Origin of the sequence: Corynebacterium sp. HMSC05H05, from assembly GCF_001807265.1 — a bacterium.
GTDB lineage: Bacteria > Actinomycetota > Actinomycetes > Mycobacteriales > Mycobacteriaceae > Corynebacterium.
This window is the reverse complement of record NZ_KV788410.1, coordinates 53,935-69,134: the sequence shown is the minus strand read 5'-3', so window position 1 is coordinate 69,134 and position 15,200 is coordinate 53,935. Positions and strand designations below refer to the sequence as shown.

General features: G+C 66.0%; 16 protein-coding genes. 14 read left to right on the top strand and 2 right to left on the bottom strand.

Going from position 1 to position 15,200, the window contains the following annotated elements; all coding sequences use genetic code 11:
• Window positions 1-27 precede the first annotated feature (27 nt).
• From HMPREF3151_RS09505 to HMPREF3151_RS09485, 6 genes are all read left to right on the top strand, one after another.
• Entirely contained in the window at window positions 28-993 is a 966-nt protein-coding gene (locus HMPREF3151_RS09505; RefSeq protein ID WP_083290293.1) for a Ppx/GppA family phosphatase, read from the top strand.
• Window positions 993-1,868, top strand: coding sequence for a hypothetical protein (locus HMPREF3151_RS09500; protein WP_070475293.1), 876 nt, complete (start codon window positions 993-995; stop codon window positions 1,866-1,868). The genes HMPREF3151_RS09505 and HMPREF3151_RS09500 overlap by 1 nt, the downstream gene beginning before the upstream one ends.
• A 29-nt stretch (window positions 1,869-1,897) precedes the next feature.
• On the top strand, window positions 1,898-2,707 hold the full coding sequence (gene proC, locus HMPREF3151_RS09495) for a pyrroline-5-carboxylate reductase (RefSeq protein ID WP_070475292.1): 810 nt from the start codon (window positions 1,898-1,900) through the stop codon (window positions 2,705-2,707).
• Window positions 2,708-2,885: 178 nt separating this feature from the next.
• Window positions 2,886-3,077, top strand: a complete 192-nt coding sequence (locus tag HMPREF3151_RS09490) for a helix-turn-helix domain-containing protein (protein ID WP_034997092.1) — start codon at window positions 2,886-2,888, stop codon at window positions 3,075-3,077.
• A 208-nt stretch (window positions 3,078-3,285) separates the two neighbouring features.
• Entirely contained in the window at window positions 3,286-3,387 is a 102-nt protein-coding gene (locus tag HMPREF3151_RS11645) for a 30S ribosomal protein bS22 (protein ID WP_003855542.1), read from the top strand.
• A gap of 237 nt (window positions 3,388-3,624) precedes the next feature.
• On the top strand, window positions 3,625-4,095 hold the full coding sequence (locus tag HMPREF3151_RS09485) for an ASCH domain-containing protein (protein WP_070475291.1): 471 nt from the start codon (window positions 3,625-3,627) through the stop codon (window positions 4,093-4,095).
• 1 nt (window position 4,096) lies between these two features.
• On the opposite strand, the gene HMPREF3151_RS09480 is transcribed toward HMPREF3151_RS09485, so the two are convergent.
• Entirely contained in the window at window positions 4,097-4,600 is a 504-nt protein-coding gene (locus tag HMPREF3151_RS09480) for a GNAT family N-acetyltransferase (protein ID WP_070475290.1), read from the bottom strand.
• The gene (locus tag HMPREF3151_RS09475) at window positions 4,593-5,627 is read right to left on the bottom strand and encodes an HAD family hydrolase (protein ID WP_070475289.1); all 1,035 of its coding nucleotides are present in this window, start codon (window positions 5,625-5,627) and stop codon (window positions 4,593-4,595) included. Before HMPREF3151_RS09475 ends, HMPREF3151_RS09480 begins: the two co-directional genes overlap by 8 nt.
• An 84-nt stretch (window positions 5,628-5,711) precedes the next feature.
• Here HMPREF3151_RS09475 and HMPREF3151_RS09470 point away from each other — a divergent pair, with 84 nt between their 5' ends.
• The 8 genes from HMPREF3151_RS09470 to HMPREF3151_RS09435 all read left to right on the top strand — a co-directional run bounded on the left by HMPREF3151_RS09470 (window position 5,712) and on the right by HMPREF3151_RS09435 (window position 15,190).
• A complete protein-coding gene (locus tag HMPREF3151_RS09470; protein ID WP_070475288.1) occupies window positions 5,712-5,948 on the top strand; it encodes a glutaredoxin family protein in 237 nt (78 codons plus the stop codon).
• A gap of 46 nt (window positions 5,949-5,994) precedes the next feature.
• A complete protein-coding gene (locus tag HMPREF3151_RS09465; RefSeq protein ID WP_083290286.1) occupies window positions 5,995-7,320 on the top strand; it encodes a glutamyl-tRNA reductase in 1,326 nt (441 codons plus the stop codon).
• Window positions 7,321-8,202: a hydroxymethylbilane synthase gene (gene hemC / locus HMPREF3151_RS09460; RefSeq protein ID WP_070475286.1), complete on the top strand. Its 882-nt coding sequence runs from the start codon at window positions 7,321-7,323 to the stop codon at window positions 8,200-8,202.
• A 493-nt stretch (window positions 8,203-8,695) separates the two neighbouring features.
• Window positions 8,696-10,423 (top strand): uroporphyrinogen-III synthase, encoded by a 1,728-nt coding sequence (locus HMPREF3151_RS09455; RefSeq protein ID WP_070475285.1) that lies wholly within the window; start codon window positions 8,696-8,698, stop codon window positions 10,421-10,423.
• Window positions 10,424-10,471: 48 nt separating this feature from the next.
• The gene (gene hemB / locus HMPREF3151_RS09450) at window positions 10,472-11,473 is read left to right on the top strand and encodes a porphobilinogen synthase (RefSeq protein WP_371441215.1); all 1,002 of its coding nucleotides are present in this window, start codon (window positions 10,472-10,474) and stop codon (window positions 11,471-11,473) included.
• Between the two features lie 10 nt (window positions 11,474-11,483).
• A complete protein-coding gene (locus tag HMPREF3151_RS09445) occupies window positions 11,484-12,089 on the top strand; it encodes a hypothetical protein (RefSeq protein ID WP_141741393.1) in 606 nt (201 codons plus the stop codon).
• Window positions 12,090-12,092: 3 nt separating this feature from the next.
• Window positions 12,093-12,587 (top strand): hypothetical protein, encoded by a 495-nt coding sequence (locus HMPREF3151_RS09440; RefSeq protein ID WP_070475282.1) that lies wholly within the window; start codon window positions 12,093-12,095, stop codon window positions 12,585-12,587.
• Complete coding sequence (locus HMPREF3151_RS09435) at window positions 12,584-15,190, top strand: heavy metal translocating P-type ATPase (RefSeq protein WP_083290285.1); 2,607 nt, start codon at window positions 12,584-12,586, stop codon at window positions 15,188-15,190. The genes HMPREF3151_RS09440 and HMPREF3151_RS09435 overlap by 4 nt, the downstream gene beginning before the upstream one ends.
• The last annotated feature ends 10 nt before the right edge of the window (window positions 15,191-15,200 follow it).

The following is a 15,200-nucleotide window of genomic DNA, read 5'->3' as shown; positions in this document are numbered from 1 at the left end:
ACACGGTAGACCCGTTACCCTGGGGTGGTGCGATTAGGTGTATTAGATGTCGGCAGCAACACGATCCATCTCGTGGCGGTCGACGCGTACAGCGGTAGCCGGCCGACGCCGATGAGCGATTGGAAGCAGCCGCTGCGTCTCGTTGAGCTGCTGGACAAAAAGGGCAATATCGAGGACAAGGGCGTGGACAAGCTTGTCGACGCTGTCCAGGAGGCCTCCGACCTCGCGGACAACCTCAAGTGCGAAGAACTCGTGGCGTTCGCCACCTCCGCGGTGCGCTCAGCCACCAACTCCGCCGACGTGCTCAAGCGCGTGGAGAAGAAGACCGGCGTGAAGCTGAACATCCTCTCCGGCGAAGAGGAAGCGCGGCTGACGTTTTTGGCGGCGCGCCGCTGGCACGGCTGGTCCGCCGGCCGCATCACCAACTTCGACATCGGCGGCGGCTCGCTGGAGATCTCCACGGGCACCGAGGAGATGCCGGACCTCGCGGTGTCCCTAGACCTGGGTGCGGGGCGCTTGACTCACGAGTGGTTCGACACCGACCCGCCGGAGCGCAAGAAGATCAACATGCTGCGCGACTACATCGACGCAGAACTCGCCGGGCCTGCCGAGCAGTTCAAGGCGATGGGGGAGGCTGGCCTGGCCGTGGGCACGTCCAAGACGTTCCGTTCGCTGGCCCGCCTGACCGGTGCTGCGCCTTCGTCGGCTGGACCGTTTGTGAAGCGCACCCTGACTGCACCGGGTTTGCGCCAGCTCATCGCGTTTATTTCCCGCATGACGGCGGCGGACCGCGCGGAGCTCGAGGGCATCAACTCGGACCGCTCCCACCAGATCGTCGCTGGTGCGCTGGTGGCGGAAGCCGCGATGCGCGCACTGAATGTTGATAAGTTGGAGATCTGCCCGTGGGCCTTGCGCGAGGGTGTGATTCTCAAGCGCATTGACAAGGGGTCTTTGGACGCTGAGCAAGAAGCAAATAAAGGAGACGACAACTAATGGCCGACAAACAGCTCACTGTTGCCGAGCTCCTCGCGCGCGCCGAGAAGGAAAACCCGTCCGGTGCGCGCCGCCCACGCCGCCGCCGCAGCCTGGAGGACGGCGGTGTCTCCGTCGCCGAGTTGACCGACTCGTTTAAGAAGGTCGACGCCAAGCCGGCTGAGGTGAAGCACTCCAGCGTGCCTATCGACGCACCTTCGGATACCCCCAAAAAGACCCCCACCCAGGCGCCGAAGCCGGAGCCTGAACCGAAGGTGGCGTCGAAGCCGGCCCGGGCTGAGTCCGTGAAGCTGCGCCCCGCAGAAAAGCCAGCCGACAAACCAGCCGAAAAGCCGTCTGAGAAACCGGCCCCGCAGGCGCCCAAGGCAGCGCCAGCGGGATCCTCGGTCACCAAGGTGCAGCCGGCCACCGACGACACCACCGTGCTGCGCAAAGTCGAAGGAAAGGCTGAGGGTAAAGCTGAGGGCAAGGCGGAGCCCGTCGCAAAGCAGAAGCTCTCGCAGCCGGACGACACCAACGAGATCCGCACCGTAGACGCGCCGGAGCCGCAGCAGGCGCAGCGCGAAGACGAAGAACTCTTCGACGGGCCGGCTGCTGAGTACGACACCGACTACGAGGTCGAAGAGGCATCGGTTAACCCGATCCTGCTTGTCCTGCTGGTGTTCTTCGGCGTGCTGCTGGGCGTGCTGGGCTTCCTCGCGTTCAAGTGGCTGTGGGCCAACACGATGGCGATTGTGGCCGCGCTGGTTGGCGTCGGCGCCGTGGCCGCGGTGGTTGCCGCTGTCGGCGCGATGGCTGGCAGCCGCGACAAGGTCACCATGATCATCGCCGGCCTGGCCGCCGCAGTGGTGGCCTTCGGCCCGGCACTGCTGTAAAACTCCCGACCATCTTTTTGAGGAGCGACATGGAACGCATCGCCGTCATTGGTGCAGGCAACATCGGCGAGGCCTTCATTTCGGGCCTCGTCGCCAATGGGGTGGAGCCGGGCTCCATCACCGCGACAAACCGGTCCTCGTCCCGAAGCGCCGAGCTGTCGGAGCGCTACGGGGTGCGCACCACTTCCGACAATCGCGAGGCCGTGCGCGACGCGGACGTGGCGCTGTTGTGCGTCAAACCCGCACAGATCCTGGACGTCATCGCGGAGGTCGGAGAGGAGCTGACCGACTCGGGATCTTCGACCGTGCTGGTCTCCATGGCCGCGGGCGTAACTATCAGTGCGATGGAAGGTGCCGTCTCCGCCGCCGGCACCCCGATCGTGCGCGTGATGCCGAATACGCCGATGCTGGTGGGCAAAGGTGTGCTCGCCGCCGCTTGCGGACGGTTTGTCAGCGACGAGCAGCGCAAGGCTGTGGTGGAGCTGCTGGCCGCCGCGGGCCAGGTCGTGGAAGTTGCTGAATCGCAGATGGACGCCGTGACCGCGATCTCCGGATCCGGTCCCGCGTACTTCTTCCTGGTGGCCGAGGCGCTCGTCGATGCGGGCGTGTCGCTCGGTCTGCCGCGCGACCTGGCGGAGCGGCTGGCGTGCGCCACCGCCGCCGGCGCCGGCGCGATGCTCGAGGGCGAGGACAGCCCCGTGCAGCTGCGGGCGAAGGTCTCTTCGCCGGCTGGCACCACGGTGCGCGCGATCCGCGAGCTGGAGGAGTCTGGCCTGCGCGGCGCGTTCTACCGGGCCACCGAGATCTGCGCGGAGCGTTCGGACGAGTTGGGTAAGTAGCCCAAATCCCAACTTTCACAACCGTTTCTGTGGGTTCACTGCCTGCACTTTGAAAATTTTCTTCCACTTAAGTCGCACTCGGCGCTGGTTTCACGTTAGGGTGGTTCAAGCACGTGCGTGTTCGTCCTGCGGGAGGGGAAGCCTGCAGCGCGTTTGCGTGCCGAGAGGTATGAATTAAGTGGTTAACGAAGATAAAGGAAAGTTCCTGACGGTCGCCGAGGTCGCGGAGATCATGCGTGTTTCCAAGATGACCGTCTACCGCCTCGTCCACTCCGGTGAGCTGCCCGCCGTCCGCGTGGGCCGCTCCTTCCGCGTGAACGAGACGGCAGTGAGCGAGTACCTGGAGTCCTCCGTCTACGACGTGGGATAGCTGCCGGTCTCGTTTACAGGACCTCGAGAACACACCCGCCGTGCCGGTTTCCGGTGCGGCGGGGGTTTTTGGCCCTGAAAAGCCCTGCCGGTATGCTTTGAACGATCAGGTCGGCCACTTCTTGTGGGAGTGTGCACCTCCCGCGGGCCGCGGAAGCGGTTGCGCCGGCCGCGTACGTACGCACGTTGAACAGGAAAGAGGTAGCCCAATGGGTTCAGTGATTAAGAAGCGCCGCAAGCGCATGTCCAAGAAGAAGCACCGCAAGATGCTCCGCCGCACCCGCGTGCAGCGTCGTAAGCTCGGCAAGTAAGCCGTGCGCTTTCACCCGCCTCCGTTGAGGGAGGCGGGTTTTTCGTTTCTGCGGCAGGATGCTTACTCCTAGATGCTTACCGCCCGAGGATGCTTACTTCTAAACGCTTACTTCTCGACGAACCTCCGGCCGCGGCCGCCGCGTCACTCGAGAAGTAAGCGTCCTGGGGTAAGCATCTAGGGTCCCAGAACCCGCGCCAGGGAGACGCATCCCTCTGGCTACGTAATATGGGGCCGTATGACGCAGGACGCTTTAGCCCCCGTTTCGGAGCTGCCTCGTGGCGAGTTCGCCTTCCCGGGCCCGCTTCGAGACGTTCTTGTTCAAGCGATCTTGGACGGTATGAAAACCGCGACGGCATCGCTGCTGGTTGAATATTCCGACGGTTTCCAGCCAAACGAGGAAGTGGGCTCCCTTGAGGCCGTCCTTGACTCACACGACAACGTGGTGTGCGTCATCCGTACGACGGACGTGCAGGTTCGGCGCTTGGCGGACGTGAGTGACGAGCACGCCATCGCTGAGGGGGAGGGCTACGCAGACGCCGGTGAATGGCGCGTTGGGCATGAACGGTATTGGCGTTCACCGGAATTCGTGGAGTACATCGGCGACCTTGATATCGACGACGACACCCAAGTGGTGTGCCAACGCTTTACCGTCGATGAGCGCTACCCGATCACACCAATGGAGCCGTGGCCGAGCACCCACCGTTGATCTACAGTCGGTACACCTCGTAGTCGCCTGGAACTCCTGCCCCAGGGACGTGCTGTAGTCCGAGTTTGAGCGCAAGGCCAATGGACGCCTGATTGGACGGATCGATGATGGCGACGATGGGCAGCTGTGGAAAACGCTCGCGTGCGCTGGCAATCGCAGCGGCTGCGGCCTCCTTGGCGTAGCCCTTGCCCTGCGATTCGGGTGCGAAACGGTAGTAGAGGTTCAGGACGTCCTCGCCAGCCTCTTCGCTGTGGCGTACCCCTGTAAAACCGATGGTCGTGCCGTCGAGCGTGTGCACGGTGTAATAGCCCAGCTGCTTTTCAATCCAATGCTGTTGCCAAGACTGTGCCAGTTCTACGGCTTCCTCTCTGGTCTTCATGGCCAGCTCGGGCCGGTGCTCGTAGGTGCGGGTGTCGGAGTGGATGTCAAAGATGGCGTTGATATCCGTGTCTGAGGGCACAGACAACCTGAGCCGCGGGGTGCGCAGCGCAAAAGAATCATCCACGGTGAGTCCTTTCTTGCCGCGTGTTCCACAACCGTCGCAAAGCGACGGCACCCGCGACGCCCAACACCGGCAGGGCGGATAGGCGCACCGCCCGGCGCACGGAGCGGTAGTCGCGCACCGCCCAGCCCTGGGCCTTGGCGTGCTTGCGCAGCGCCCGGTCCGGGTTGATCGCCACCGGCGAGCCGACCATTTCCAGCATGGGCAGGTCGTTGATGCTGTCGGAGTAAGCGGTGCACTTGGACAAATCCAGCTGCTGCAGCGCCGCCAGCGCCGCCACGGCGTGCTTCTTGCCGGGGCCGTGCAGGATGTCGCCGACGAGGCGCCCGGTGAACTTGCCGTCCTTTTCCTCCGCCACGGTGCCAAGCGCGCCGGTGAAGCCGAGCGTTTCGGCCAGTGCCTGGCCGATCTGCACCGGGGTGGCGGAGACCAGCCACACCTGCTGCCCGGCGGCGAGGTGCATGGAGGCCAGCTCGATGGTGTCGGCGTAGGACTTCTCCAGCATCCGGTTGTCCACGATCTCCCGGCACGCCTGCTTGAGCTCCTCCACGCTCTTGCCCTTCACAATGGCCAGAGCCTGTTCGCGGCCCTCGGCGATGTCGTCGGCGTTTTCGGAGCCGGAGACGCGGTAGCGGATCTGCTTGCGCAGCGCGGGCGCGAGCTCGGACAGGGTGATGAAGCGCTTGCGAAACAGCCCCTGGGCCAAAAGGATCAGCGACGAGCCCTGGATGAGGGTGTTGTCCACGTCGAAAAACGCGGCGGCCTCGGTGTCCTGGGGGACCTCCGGGTCGGGCGGGGTGATCTTCTGGCGGCCGGCCGTTTCGAAAGCGCCGCCGACGGAGTCCACGCCGAGTGCGAAGTCGTCGATGTTGATGCCGAAGGTCTCTTCCACTGCGGCGGCTGCGGCGGCGCGGCCGGCGGTGCGCTGCGCGTCGTCGTCGAGCGGGGGCATGACGCGCTCTTCAAGGAAGCGGCGCAGGTTGCCCTGGGACTGGGACCACTGCGCGAGGAGTTCGCGCTGATCAGACATGGAACTACGGGCCCTTTCGGGTGGGGGTGTTAGCGTGTGCAATCGTACAACGCCCTGGCAAATGCACTCACAGGAGGAGCGGGGATGAAAAAGGTGGAGCTGATGGTCCGGTCCACGTGCGGTTCGTGCGAGCGGGTGGCGGGCCAGATCGCCCCTGTGGTGGCAAAGCACGGCGTTCAGCTCGCGTTGGTGGACGTGGACCAAGATCCCGAGTTGGCTGCGGAGTACGGCGACCGCGTGCCGGTGGTGGTCATCGACGGCGAGGAGTTCGCCTGCTGGGAAGTGGACAACGACGACCTCGACGCGGAGCTGTCCAACTAAAGGACTATCCTTTAGTGTGATTTTCAACCGGACTGGAGGGTTTTGCGTGAGTGTTCTGCTTGTGGGGATGTCGCACAGGTCTGCGCCTGTGGCCCTGCTGGAGCGGCTCAGCATGGACGCGGAGGTCCAAAACGGCACGGCGGGCGCGCTGGTGACGCAGCCGTCGCTGTCTGAGGCGATGATCATCTCCACGTGCAACCGCCTGGAGGTCTACACCGTCACCAACGCGTTCCACGCTGGGGTGGAGGACGTCCTGCGAGTGCTTGCCGACGTCTCCGGTGTCGACGTGGCTGAACTGCGCCGCTACCTGTACGTGCGCTACTCGGACGCGGCCGCGGAGCACATTTTCACCGTGGCATCGGGCCTGGACTCGATGGTGGTGGGCGAGCAGCAGATCATCGGCCAGGTGCGTTCCGCTTACGTCGACGCCGTGGAGCGCGGCACTGTGGGCCCGAACCTGCACTCGCTGGCCCAGGCGGCGCTGCACACCGGCAAGCGCGTGCACTCCGAAACCGGCATCGACGATTCGGGCGCGTCCATGGTCACCGTCGCGCTCGAGGAGGCGATGGAGTTGATGCTTGTCGACGACCTCCGGGGTAAGACCGCACTCGTCCTAGGAGCCGGCGCGATGAGTTCGTTGGCCGCGACCCACCTGGGCAAACAGGGCATTGACAAGCTGGTGTTGGCCAACCGCACCCGCGACCGCGCCGAGCGCCTGGCGGAGCACTCCCGCGAAGCCGGCGTGCCTGCCGAGGTGGTGGACTTCGCCGACCGCGCCTCGGTGCTGGACCGCGTGGATCTGGTGGTCTCCGCCACCGCCTCCGACGAGTTCACCATCACCCCGGCCGACATCCCCGGCCCGCTGGTGCTGGCGGATTTGTCGCTGCCGCGCGACATCGACGACGCCGTGGCAGACATTGACGGCGTGCACCTAGTCAACATCGAGTCCCTGCACGAGAAGATGCGTGGTAGCGACAACGAGGACTCCCGCGCGCTGCGCCGCGCCGAGGAGATCGTGGCCGAAGAAGTGGACACCTTCGGCTCGGAGCAGCGCGTGCGCGAGGTGGCCCCGGCGGTGACGCGGCTGCGCCGCAACGCCGCGGAGATTTCCGGCCAGGAGCTGCAGCGTCTGCGAACTCGTCTTCCGGAGATGTCCGAGGACGACTTTGATCAGGTCAGCCGCATGGTCAAGCGTGTCGTCGATAAGCTTTTGCACGCGCCTACGGTGAAGATTAAAGAGCTCGCGGCGACGTCGGAGACGGTGAGCGTTGAAGAGGCGGTCACCGAGTTGTTCGGGCTGGAAAGCCCCTCGGTGGCGGTGGACGCGCAGAAGCTGCCGCTGCCCGAGGAACTGCACGGCAAGGAGAAGTAGATGTTCAAAATCGGTACACGCGGATCCCACCTGGCCACCACCCAGACCGGGCATGTGCGCGACGCGCTGGGCGAGCACGGCCACCCCGCCGAACTGCAGATTGTGACCACCCCGGGCGACCTGTCCCAGGCGCCTGTGGAGCGCATCGGCGTGGGCGTGTTCACATCCGCGCTGCGCGACGCGCTGTTTCACGGCGAGGTGGACATCGCGGTCCACTCGTTCAAGGACCTGCCCACTGCCGACGAGCCGCGCGCCCACATGATCATCCCTACCCGCGAGGACAGCCGCGAAGCGCTCATCGCCCGCGACGGACTGACCCTCGCCGAGCTGCCCGAAGGCGCACGCGTGGGAACCTCCGCGCCGCGCCGCGTCTCCCAGCTCAAAGCCATGCGCCCCGACCTGGATATCCGCCCGCTGCGCGGCAACATCGAACGCCGCATGAGCTACGTCGAAAACGGCGAGCTGGACGCGATCATCCTGGCATACGCGGGACTGGTGCGCGGCGGCTACGGCGACCGCGCCACCGAAGTCTTTGCGCCCGAGGTGTTCATGCCCGCTCCCGCCCAGGGCGCGCTGGCCGTGGAGTGCCGCTCCGACGACGCTGCGGCGCGCGAGGCGATTGACAAGCTTATCGACGCCGCCGCCACCGCCGAATCCACCGCCGAGCGCGCAGTGCTGGCCCGTTTGGAGGCGGGCTGCACCGCGCCGGTGGCCGCGTCGGCGGTGTTCGACGGCGCAAAGGTGACTCTGCGCGCAGGCGTGTTCGCCCTGGACGGTTCCCGCCAGCTGGTGGAGGAAGCCCAGGGCACTGACCCGGCCGAGCTGGGCCGCAAGGTTGCCGAGGTGCTGCTGGAGCGCGGCGCCGCCGACGTGATGGAGTAGCGCTGGGCTGTAAGCCTCGCTTGTCTCTATCAGCAGGTGCGCGACTGTGCACCTGCCTTCATCTGCGGATCTGCTAGTTCCCACAAAAGAGCAACTAGCAGATCAAGTGTCCAACTTTACGTTTGGCCAGGTGATGTTGGCAACTATTTTCAGCAGTGGTGTGATCTGCTAGTTCGTGCTTGATGGGTATCCGGGGGAACTAGCAGATCCGGCAGGATTGGTGTGCAACGGTGGCTGAGGCGGCAGGTTTGCGGACCGTCTAGCGGTCTCGCTCGCGGTGCTGCTAGACGATCCGGGGGTTGAGACTCCGGGAGGTGCGGACGGAGCGGAATACAGCGCTGGTTTTGTTCTCGGGCTGAAGCATTTTATGGTGGAGATACCATACGTTCAATACCCTCCGCGCAATCGGGTCGGTGGGCCGTATTGAGGCCAAGCAACACCGCGAACCCAGCCGCGCGGGGGCGGTTTATTTGTGCCTAGAAGAGATTTCTCCATGACAGAGCCCACTCACACCCCCCAGCCGGGGAAGGTGATCTTCGTTGGCGCTGGGCCGGGCAACCCGGAGTTGCTCACGGTTCGCGCCCGCGAGGTAATGGAATCCAATTCTATCGCCCTCGTGGACCCAGAGGTGTCGGCGGGGGTCCGAAGCGTCGTCGCGTCGGCGCTGCCAGTGCCGAAAGCCAAGATGGACGCGGCGAACGAGCGCTACGAGCAGATGTGCGCCGAGGCGAAAGCAGCTGGCGCGAGGCGTAAGCCACCCCGCCCCGAGGACCCGACTGCTGCGGAGTTGCAGGAGGTTGGGCTGGATGGCGGAGTGATCGTCGAGAAGCTGAAGCTCGCGCTGAAGGAAGCCGCGGACATCGTGGAGCGCGGCGAGGCTGGCGACGGCGACGTGATCCGCCTGGTCTCCGGCAACCCGCTGACGCGCGATTCCGTGATGGAGGAGATCTCCGCGGTGGCCGCCGAGGGTATGGAGTTCCAGGTGGTGCCGGGCATGTCGCTGCCGTCGACGGTGCCGTCGTTCGCCGGCATCGCGCTCGGTTCGACGTACACGGAAGCCGACCTGAACAACGGCGACGTGGACTGGGACCAGCTCGCCGCCGCGCCACAGCCGCTGGTGCTGCAGGCGAACCAGGAACACCTGGCGGAGATGGTGGAGCAGCTCATGGAGCGCGGTTTCCAGGCGTCTACGCCGGTGACGGTGACCACGCGCGGCACCACCCGCCTGCAGCGCACGTTCGACGCGACGCTGGGCACCGTGGGCAAGCTCGACGCGGAGCTGGAGGGCCCGCTGGTGGTCACCCTCGGCACCGCGGCGGACGACCGCTCGAAGTACTCGTGGTGGGAAAACCGCCCGCTCTACGGCTGGCGTGTGCTTGTGCCGCGCGCGAAGTCGCAGGCAGGCGTGATGAACGCCCGCCTGTCGCAGCACGGCGCGATCCCGCAGTCCGTGCCCACGATTTCGCTGGAGCCACCGCGCAACCCGGCGCAGATGGACCGTGCGATCAAGGGCATCGTGGAGGGCCGCTACCAGTGGATCCTGTTTACCTCCGTCAACGCCGTTGACGCGGTGTGGTCCAAGTTTGCGGAGCTGGGCTTGGACGCCCGCGCCTTCGCCGGCGTGCACTTGGGCGCGGTGGGGCAGAAGACCGCCGACGCACTGATCGCCCGAGGCATGCAGCCGGAGCTCCTGCCGCACCGCACGAAGCAGAACGCGGCTGGTCTGGCGGAGGCGTTCCCGGAGTACGTGGAGGATATCGATCCGGTTTCGCGCGTGCTGCTGCCGCGCGCGGATCTCGGCTCCGACGTGCTGGTGGACGGCCTGCAGGAAAAGGGCTGGGAGGTCGACGACGTGGTCGCCTACCGCACCGTGCGCGCCGCCCCGCCGCCGCCGGAGACGCGCGACATGATCAAGACCGGCGGCTTCGACGCCGTGTGCTTCACGTCCCCGTCGACAGTGAAGAACCTTGTGGGTATTGCGGGCAAGCCGCATTCGCGCACGATCATCGCCTGCATCGGCCCGGTCACCGAGGCGGAGGCGCGGGAGCAAGGCTTGCGTGTCGACGTCGTCCCGGAGGTCGCCGACATCCCCAACCTCGTCGACGCCTTGGCGGACCACGTGGCAGGGCTGCGCGCGTCGGGGCAGTTGCCGCCGCCGCGCAAGAAGCGTCGAAAAGCTGCGAAGAGCACCGGCGAGGACACCGCGGCCGCGGCTGGCTAGCAACGCTCCAGCTGGGTCGTGTCGGGTGCGCGTTCTAAGATGTGGCGCATGGCTGATTACGACTTGATTCGACGCCCCCGCCGCTTGCGGCAAACCCCCGCTATCCGTGAGTTTGTCACGGAGACGCGCCTGCACCCGGCCGACTTCATCCTCCCGCTGTTCATCGCCGACGGCATCGACGCCCCGCGGGAGATCCCATCCATGCCGGGCGTGTACCAGCACACCCCGGAGTCGCTGGTGGAGATTTGCCGCGAGGCGCTCGCAGTCGGGGTGAAGTGCGTGGACCTATTCGGCGTGCCGCGCGAGGAGGACAAGGACGCCACCGGCTCCGTCGCGGTTGCCGAAGACGGCGTGCTCAACCGCGCGATTGCGCTGCTGCGCAAGGAGTTCGGCGACGAGCTGATCATCATGGCGGACACCTGCCTGGACGAATTCACGGACCACGGCCACTGCGGCGTGCTCACCACCGACGCGCACGGCAGGGAAGTGGTGGACAACGACCCCACCGTGGAGATCTACTGCCAGATGGCGGTGGCCCAGGCGCGCGCGGGCGCGCACATTGTCAGCCCGTCCGGCATGATGGACGGCCAGATTGAGCAGATTCGCAGGGCGCTTGACGACGAAGGCTTTGCCGACGTTGCCATCATGGCCTACTCCGCGAAGTACGCCTCCAAATTCTTCGGGCCGTTCCGCGACGCGGTCGGCTCCTCGCTGAAGGGCGACCGCCGCACCTACCAGCAAGACCCGGCGAACGTGCGCGAGTCGCTTTTGGAAACGGAGCTGGACATCGCCGAAGGCGCAGACTTTGTCATGGTCAAGCCCGCGCTGCCGTACCTGGACGTGCTGGCCAAGATCGCGGAGATGTCCCCGGTGCCGGTGGCCGCCTACCAAGTCTCCGGCGAGTACGCCATGCTCAACGCGGCCGGTCAGAACGGCTGGATCGACTACGAGGAGACGATGATGGAAGCACTGATGTCCATCAAGCGCGCCGGGGCAGACCAAATTTTCACCTACTACGCCATCGAGGCAGCAAAGAGGCTCAATGGTTAGCTTGCCCCCAATGAATCCGGGATCACCGAGCAGGGTGGGACCGGAGGCCGTCGAGAAGCACAAGGGCTCCATGCCTGAAGCTGTGCGCTACATGCTCGCGGCCTGGACCGTGATGATCGGCGGGGAACTGCTGCACCAGATCTTCGCCGTCGCGGCGAGCGTGATCGACCCGTCCGCGCTGCGCGAGGTGGCCAAGGAGCGCGCCAAAAACGGCGACGGCGAGGTCTCCGAGGCGCTGATGAACGCCAGCGTGTACGGCTCGATCTTCATCATGGCGCTGCTGCAGCTCGGCGTGATCCTGCTGTTCGTCTTCGCGCTGCGCGCGGTACAAAAACAGGCGAAATGGGCGGAAAACGCCCGCAGGCTGCTGCAGATCTTCTCCGTGTTTTTCGCGCTGCGCATGCTCACGCTGTTCATGATGGTGCCGGCCTCCACCGCGGTGCCGACCGCGCTGTTCGGCGTGGACGGCGTCGTGCAGATCATCCTTGGTGTTGCGGGCGTGATGGGCGTGATCTATTCAGTGGATAAGGACTCCGTGGCGTGGACCAAACCACCTAAGGACAAGTCCAGCGGTAGTGCTGATGCGGCGGAGGCGCCGGAGGAGAAGGAGAACTAAGCGGTGGCAGGCATGTTCCCGACGATGGTGTCGGACCCGAACGACAGGAACCGGCGCTTTACCGGCGAGGTCGGCCAGGCATGGCCGAAGCCGCTGAAAATCGGTTACTACCTGTGCCTGATAGCGGCGGTGCTGATGTTCGTCATCGCGTTTTTGACCATGGTGGCGGATTCGCCCAAGGACCTGGACGCGGACGTGGAGGGCATCTTCGCACGCAACCTGCGGGTCTACACCTGGGGCAGCATCATCCTCGGCTCCTTGATTACCTCGTGCTGCGCCTACCTGCCCAAAGGCTCGAAGGTGGCGCGCCGCTGGTTGGCCGGGTTCATCGGCCTGGCGGTGTTTTTGCAGCTGGCCAGCTTCTTCGTCGGCGTGGCCGGCTGGGCCGCGTTCGCGGTGGTCGGCGTGCTGGTCTTCGCTCTGTTTTTCGTGTTCCGCCCGGCCGCCAACGCGTTCGTGGATAAACGCAGTGGCGACGTCTGGGAAGGCGTGGAATGAGCAAGTATGAGGGCGAGGACCTGGAAAAGCTCAGCACCACCGGACGCGAAGGCGCCAAGCTGGATCAGCTGAGCGGCGAGGAGCTCGACAACTGCATCGAGGCAGCCCGCAACGCTGCCCGCCAAGCCGGCGTCGACCCGGCGACCGCCAGGCGCGACCTGGACGGCGAGCTTGTGCGCCCCAACGCGTCCTACGCCTTCGAACTGCACGGGGTGGAAGACGGCCCGCAGCTGACAGAGATCGAAGACGCCCTCGAATCCCTGGAAGGGGTTTCCGCGCGCCTGGTGTACCCCACCCGCATGGCGTGGGTGACCGCCCCGGCGACCATGCCGCTGCCGCAGCTGATCAAGACCATCGAAGACTTCGGCGTGACCCCCGTGGTCACGGATTCCACCCTGCAGCGCCGCGCCCACGGCCGCTATTGGACGGAACACCCCATGCCGCGGCGCGCCAAGCACCACCGCAAGGAGGAAGCCGCGCACCTGTTGGCCCGCGCCCAGGGGTTCGTGCAAAACAAAACCCGCGCGGAGCGCCGCAGTGGCGACGTGCTGTTTACCGCCCGCGACCTGGTCACCCCGGGCAGGCTGTGGCTGGCGGTGGTGCTGACCATCCCGGTGCTGCTGCTGACCTATGTGCCCGCGCTGGGGTTTCCGGGCTGGCAGTGGGTGGCGTTCGCGCTGACCACCCCGGTGGCGCTGTGGTGCGCCTCCCCGTTCCACCGCGCCATGGCCGGCGGCGTGCGCCGCGGGCTCTCGGCGCTGGACGGCGCGAGTTCGATCGCCATCTTGGCGTCCTACCTGTGGTCCTTTGCCATGCTGCTGTTCACGGAGGCCGGGCGCATCGGCTACCAATCCAGCGGCACGTGGGTGCCGTTGGAGATCGGCCGCGGCCCGGAGCTCTACCTCGAAGTTTCCTGCACCGTGACCACGCTGCTGCTACTCGGGCGCTTCTTTTCCATGCGCGTGCGCACCAACCTACTGGACGAGCTGGAGGCGCGACGCCCCGGCGCAGACTCGATCTACGAGGTCACCCACCGCAAGAAGGGTGGCGGCAGGGAGCGCCTTCCGGCCACAGAGATCATGCGTGGCGACGACGTCCGTGTCCGCGCAGGCCAAGTCATCCCGGTAGACGGGGAGGTTGTCGGCGGGTCCGGCTCCATCGGCTGGGAGCTGGTGAACACCCACGACAGCCCGCAGCTGAAGGTGGGCAAGCGCGTGGTGGCGGGCTCCGTGCTGCGCGAGGGCGACATCAAGGTCCGCTCCAGCCGCGTCGGCCACACCACGCTGTTGACGGCGGTGCATCGCTGGCTGGAGGAGGCCTCGCGGCACCAGAACGCCGCCACGATGGTCTCCACCCGCTCTGCCAGCATGCTCATCCCGGCCGCGTACGCGATTGCGGTCCTGGATTTCGGCTTGTGGCTGCTGTTTACGGGAAACATCAACACCGCGGCGTCGACAGCCTTGGCAATCTTGGTGGTGGTCGCCCCGTTCAGCCTCGCCATCTCTCCGGCGCTGGCCATCCGCCAGGGCATCGAGGCGGCCGTGCGCAATGGCGTGCTCATGCGCGACGGCAACGCGCTACGGGTGCTATCCAAGGTGGACACGGTGGTGTTCAACCGCGTGGGCACGCTCGTGCTGCCGGAGATGCACGTGGAAACAGTCACCGCCGCGGGCGGGGAGAGCAGCGAGCTGGTGGTGCGCATCGCCGGCGTGCTCTCCGCAGATTCGGACCACCCGGCCTCCCGCGCCATTGTGAAGGCCGCGCGTGAGGTGCGAGACGCCCGCTCCGGGGACCCGCGCCTGCCGGACTGGATCGAGGTCAGCGACGACACGATCACCCCGGACGGCGAATTCGGCGGCCGCCTCACTGCCACCTGGGGCAGCGGCGACAACGCCCGCACACAGACGTTCGACGCCTCGCTGTGGCGCCCGACGAACCTGTCGCAGTTGCGCGGCAAACTGTCCGTGGCCGCCACCACCGGCGGCACCCCGGTAGTGGTGCGCTGGGACGGCAAGGACCGCGGCGTGATCACCCTGTTCGACCCCGCCAAGGAAGATGCCATTGAGGCCGTGGACACCCTGGAATCCATGGGTGTGGAAACCGTGATGCTCTCGCGCGACACGTACCCGGTGGCGCGCCGCTTCGCGGACTTTTTGGGCATTTCGCAGGTGCTCGCCGGGATCCGTTCCCAGGAGAAACCCGCCGCGGTGCGCGCCCTGCACACCCAAGGCGGCATCGTGGCCATGGTGTGCGATTCCAGCGTGCTGCCGGTGCTGCGCGTGGCGGACTCCGGCATCCTCTACGCCGGCGAGGACCTCTACGGCACCAAGGCGCCGAACTGGAACAACGTCAGCGACGTCGTGCTCGTGCGCAACGACGTTATGGCCGTGCCTCAGGCCATCGAGCACGCCCGCCGCGTCAACCGCATCGCCGACAGGAACCTGTGGTTCGCCGGCACCTACAACGCGGCCGCCATCATCCTCGCCGCCGCAGGCGTGCTGCCGCCAGTGGGCGCAACCCTGCTCATGCTGGGAAGTTCCCTGCTTGTGGAGTACTCCTCCCGCCGCGCCAGCCGGTTCCGGGTTCAGGGCCTGCGCCGGTAGGCTTGGGTGC

Bases quoted from the DNA above. Each gene is read 5' to 3' on its own strand.
- hemC (WP_070475286.1), top strand. From the start codon at position 7,321: ATGTTCAAAATCGGTACACGCGGATCCCACCTGGCCACCACCCAGACC.
- HMPREF3151_RS09470 (WP_070475288.1), top strand. From the start codon at position 5,712: ATGAAAAAGGTGGAGCTGATGGTCCGGTCCACGTGCGGTTCGTGCGAG.
- HMPREF3151_RS09500 (WP_070475293.1), top strand. From the start codon at position 993: ATGGCCGACAAACAGCTCACTGTTGCCGAGCTCCTCGCGCGCGCCGAG.
- HMPREF3151_RS09455 (WP_070475285.1), top strand. From the start codon at position 8,696: ATGACAGAGCCCACTCACACCCCCCAGCCGGGGAAGGTGATCTTCGTT.
- HMPREF3151_RS11645 (WP_003855542.1), top strand. From the start codon at position 3,286: ATGGGTTCAGTGATTAAGAAGCGCCGCAAGCGCATGTCCAAGAAGAAG.
- proC (WP_070475292.1), top strand. From the start codon at position 1,898: ATGGAACGCATCGCCGTCATTGGTGCAGGCAACATCGGCGAGGCCTTC.
- hemB (WP_371441215.1), top strand. From the start codon at position 10,472: ATGGCTGATTACGACTTGATTCGACGCCCCCGCCGCTTGCGGCAAACC.
- HMPREF3151_RS09475 (WP_070475289.1), bottom strand. From the start codon at position 5,627: ATGTCTGATCAGCGCGAACTCCTCGCGCAGTGGTCCCAGTCCCAGGGC.
- HMPREF3151_RS09435 (WP_083290285.1), top strand. From the start codon at position 12,584: ATGAGCAAGTATGAGGGCGAGGACCTGGAAAAGCTCAGCACCACCGGA.
- HMPREF3151_RS09485 (WP_070475291.1), top strand. From the start codon at position 3,625: ATGACGCAGGACGCTTTAGCCCCCGTTTCGGAGCTGCCTCGTGGCGAG.
- HMPREF3151_RS09445 (WP_141741393.1), top strand. From the start codon at position 11,484: ATGAATCCGGGATCACCGAGCAGGGTGGGACCGGAGGCCGTCGAGAAG.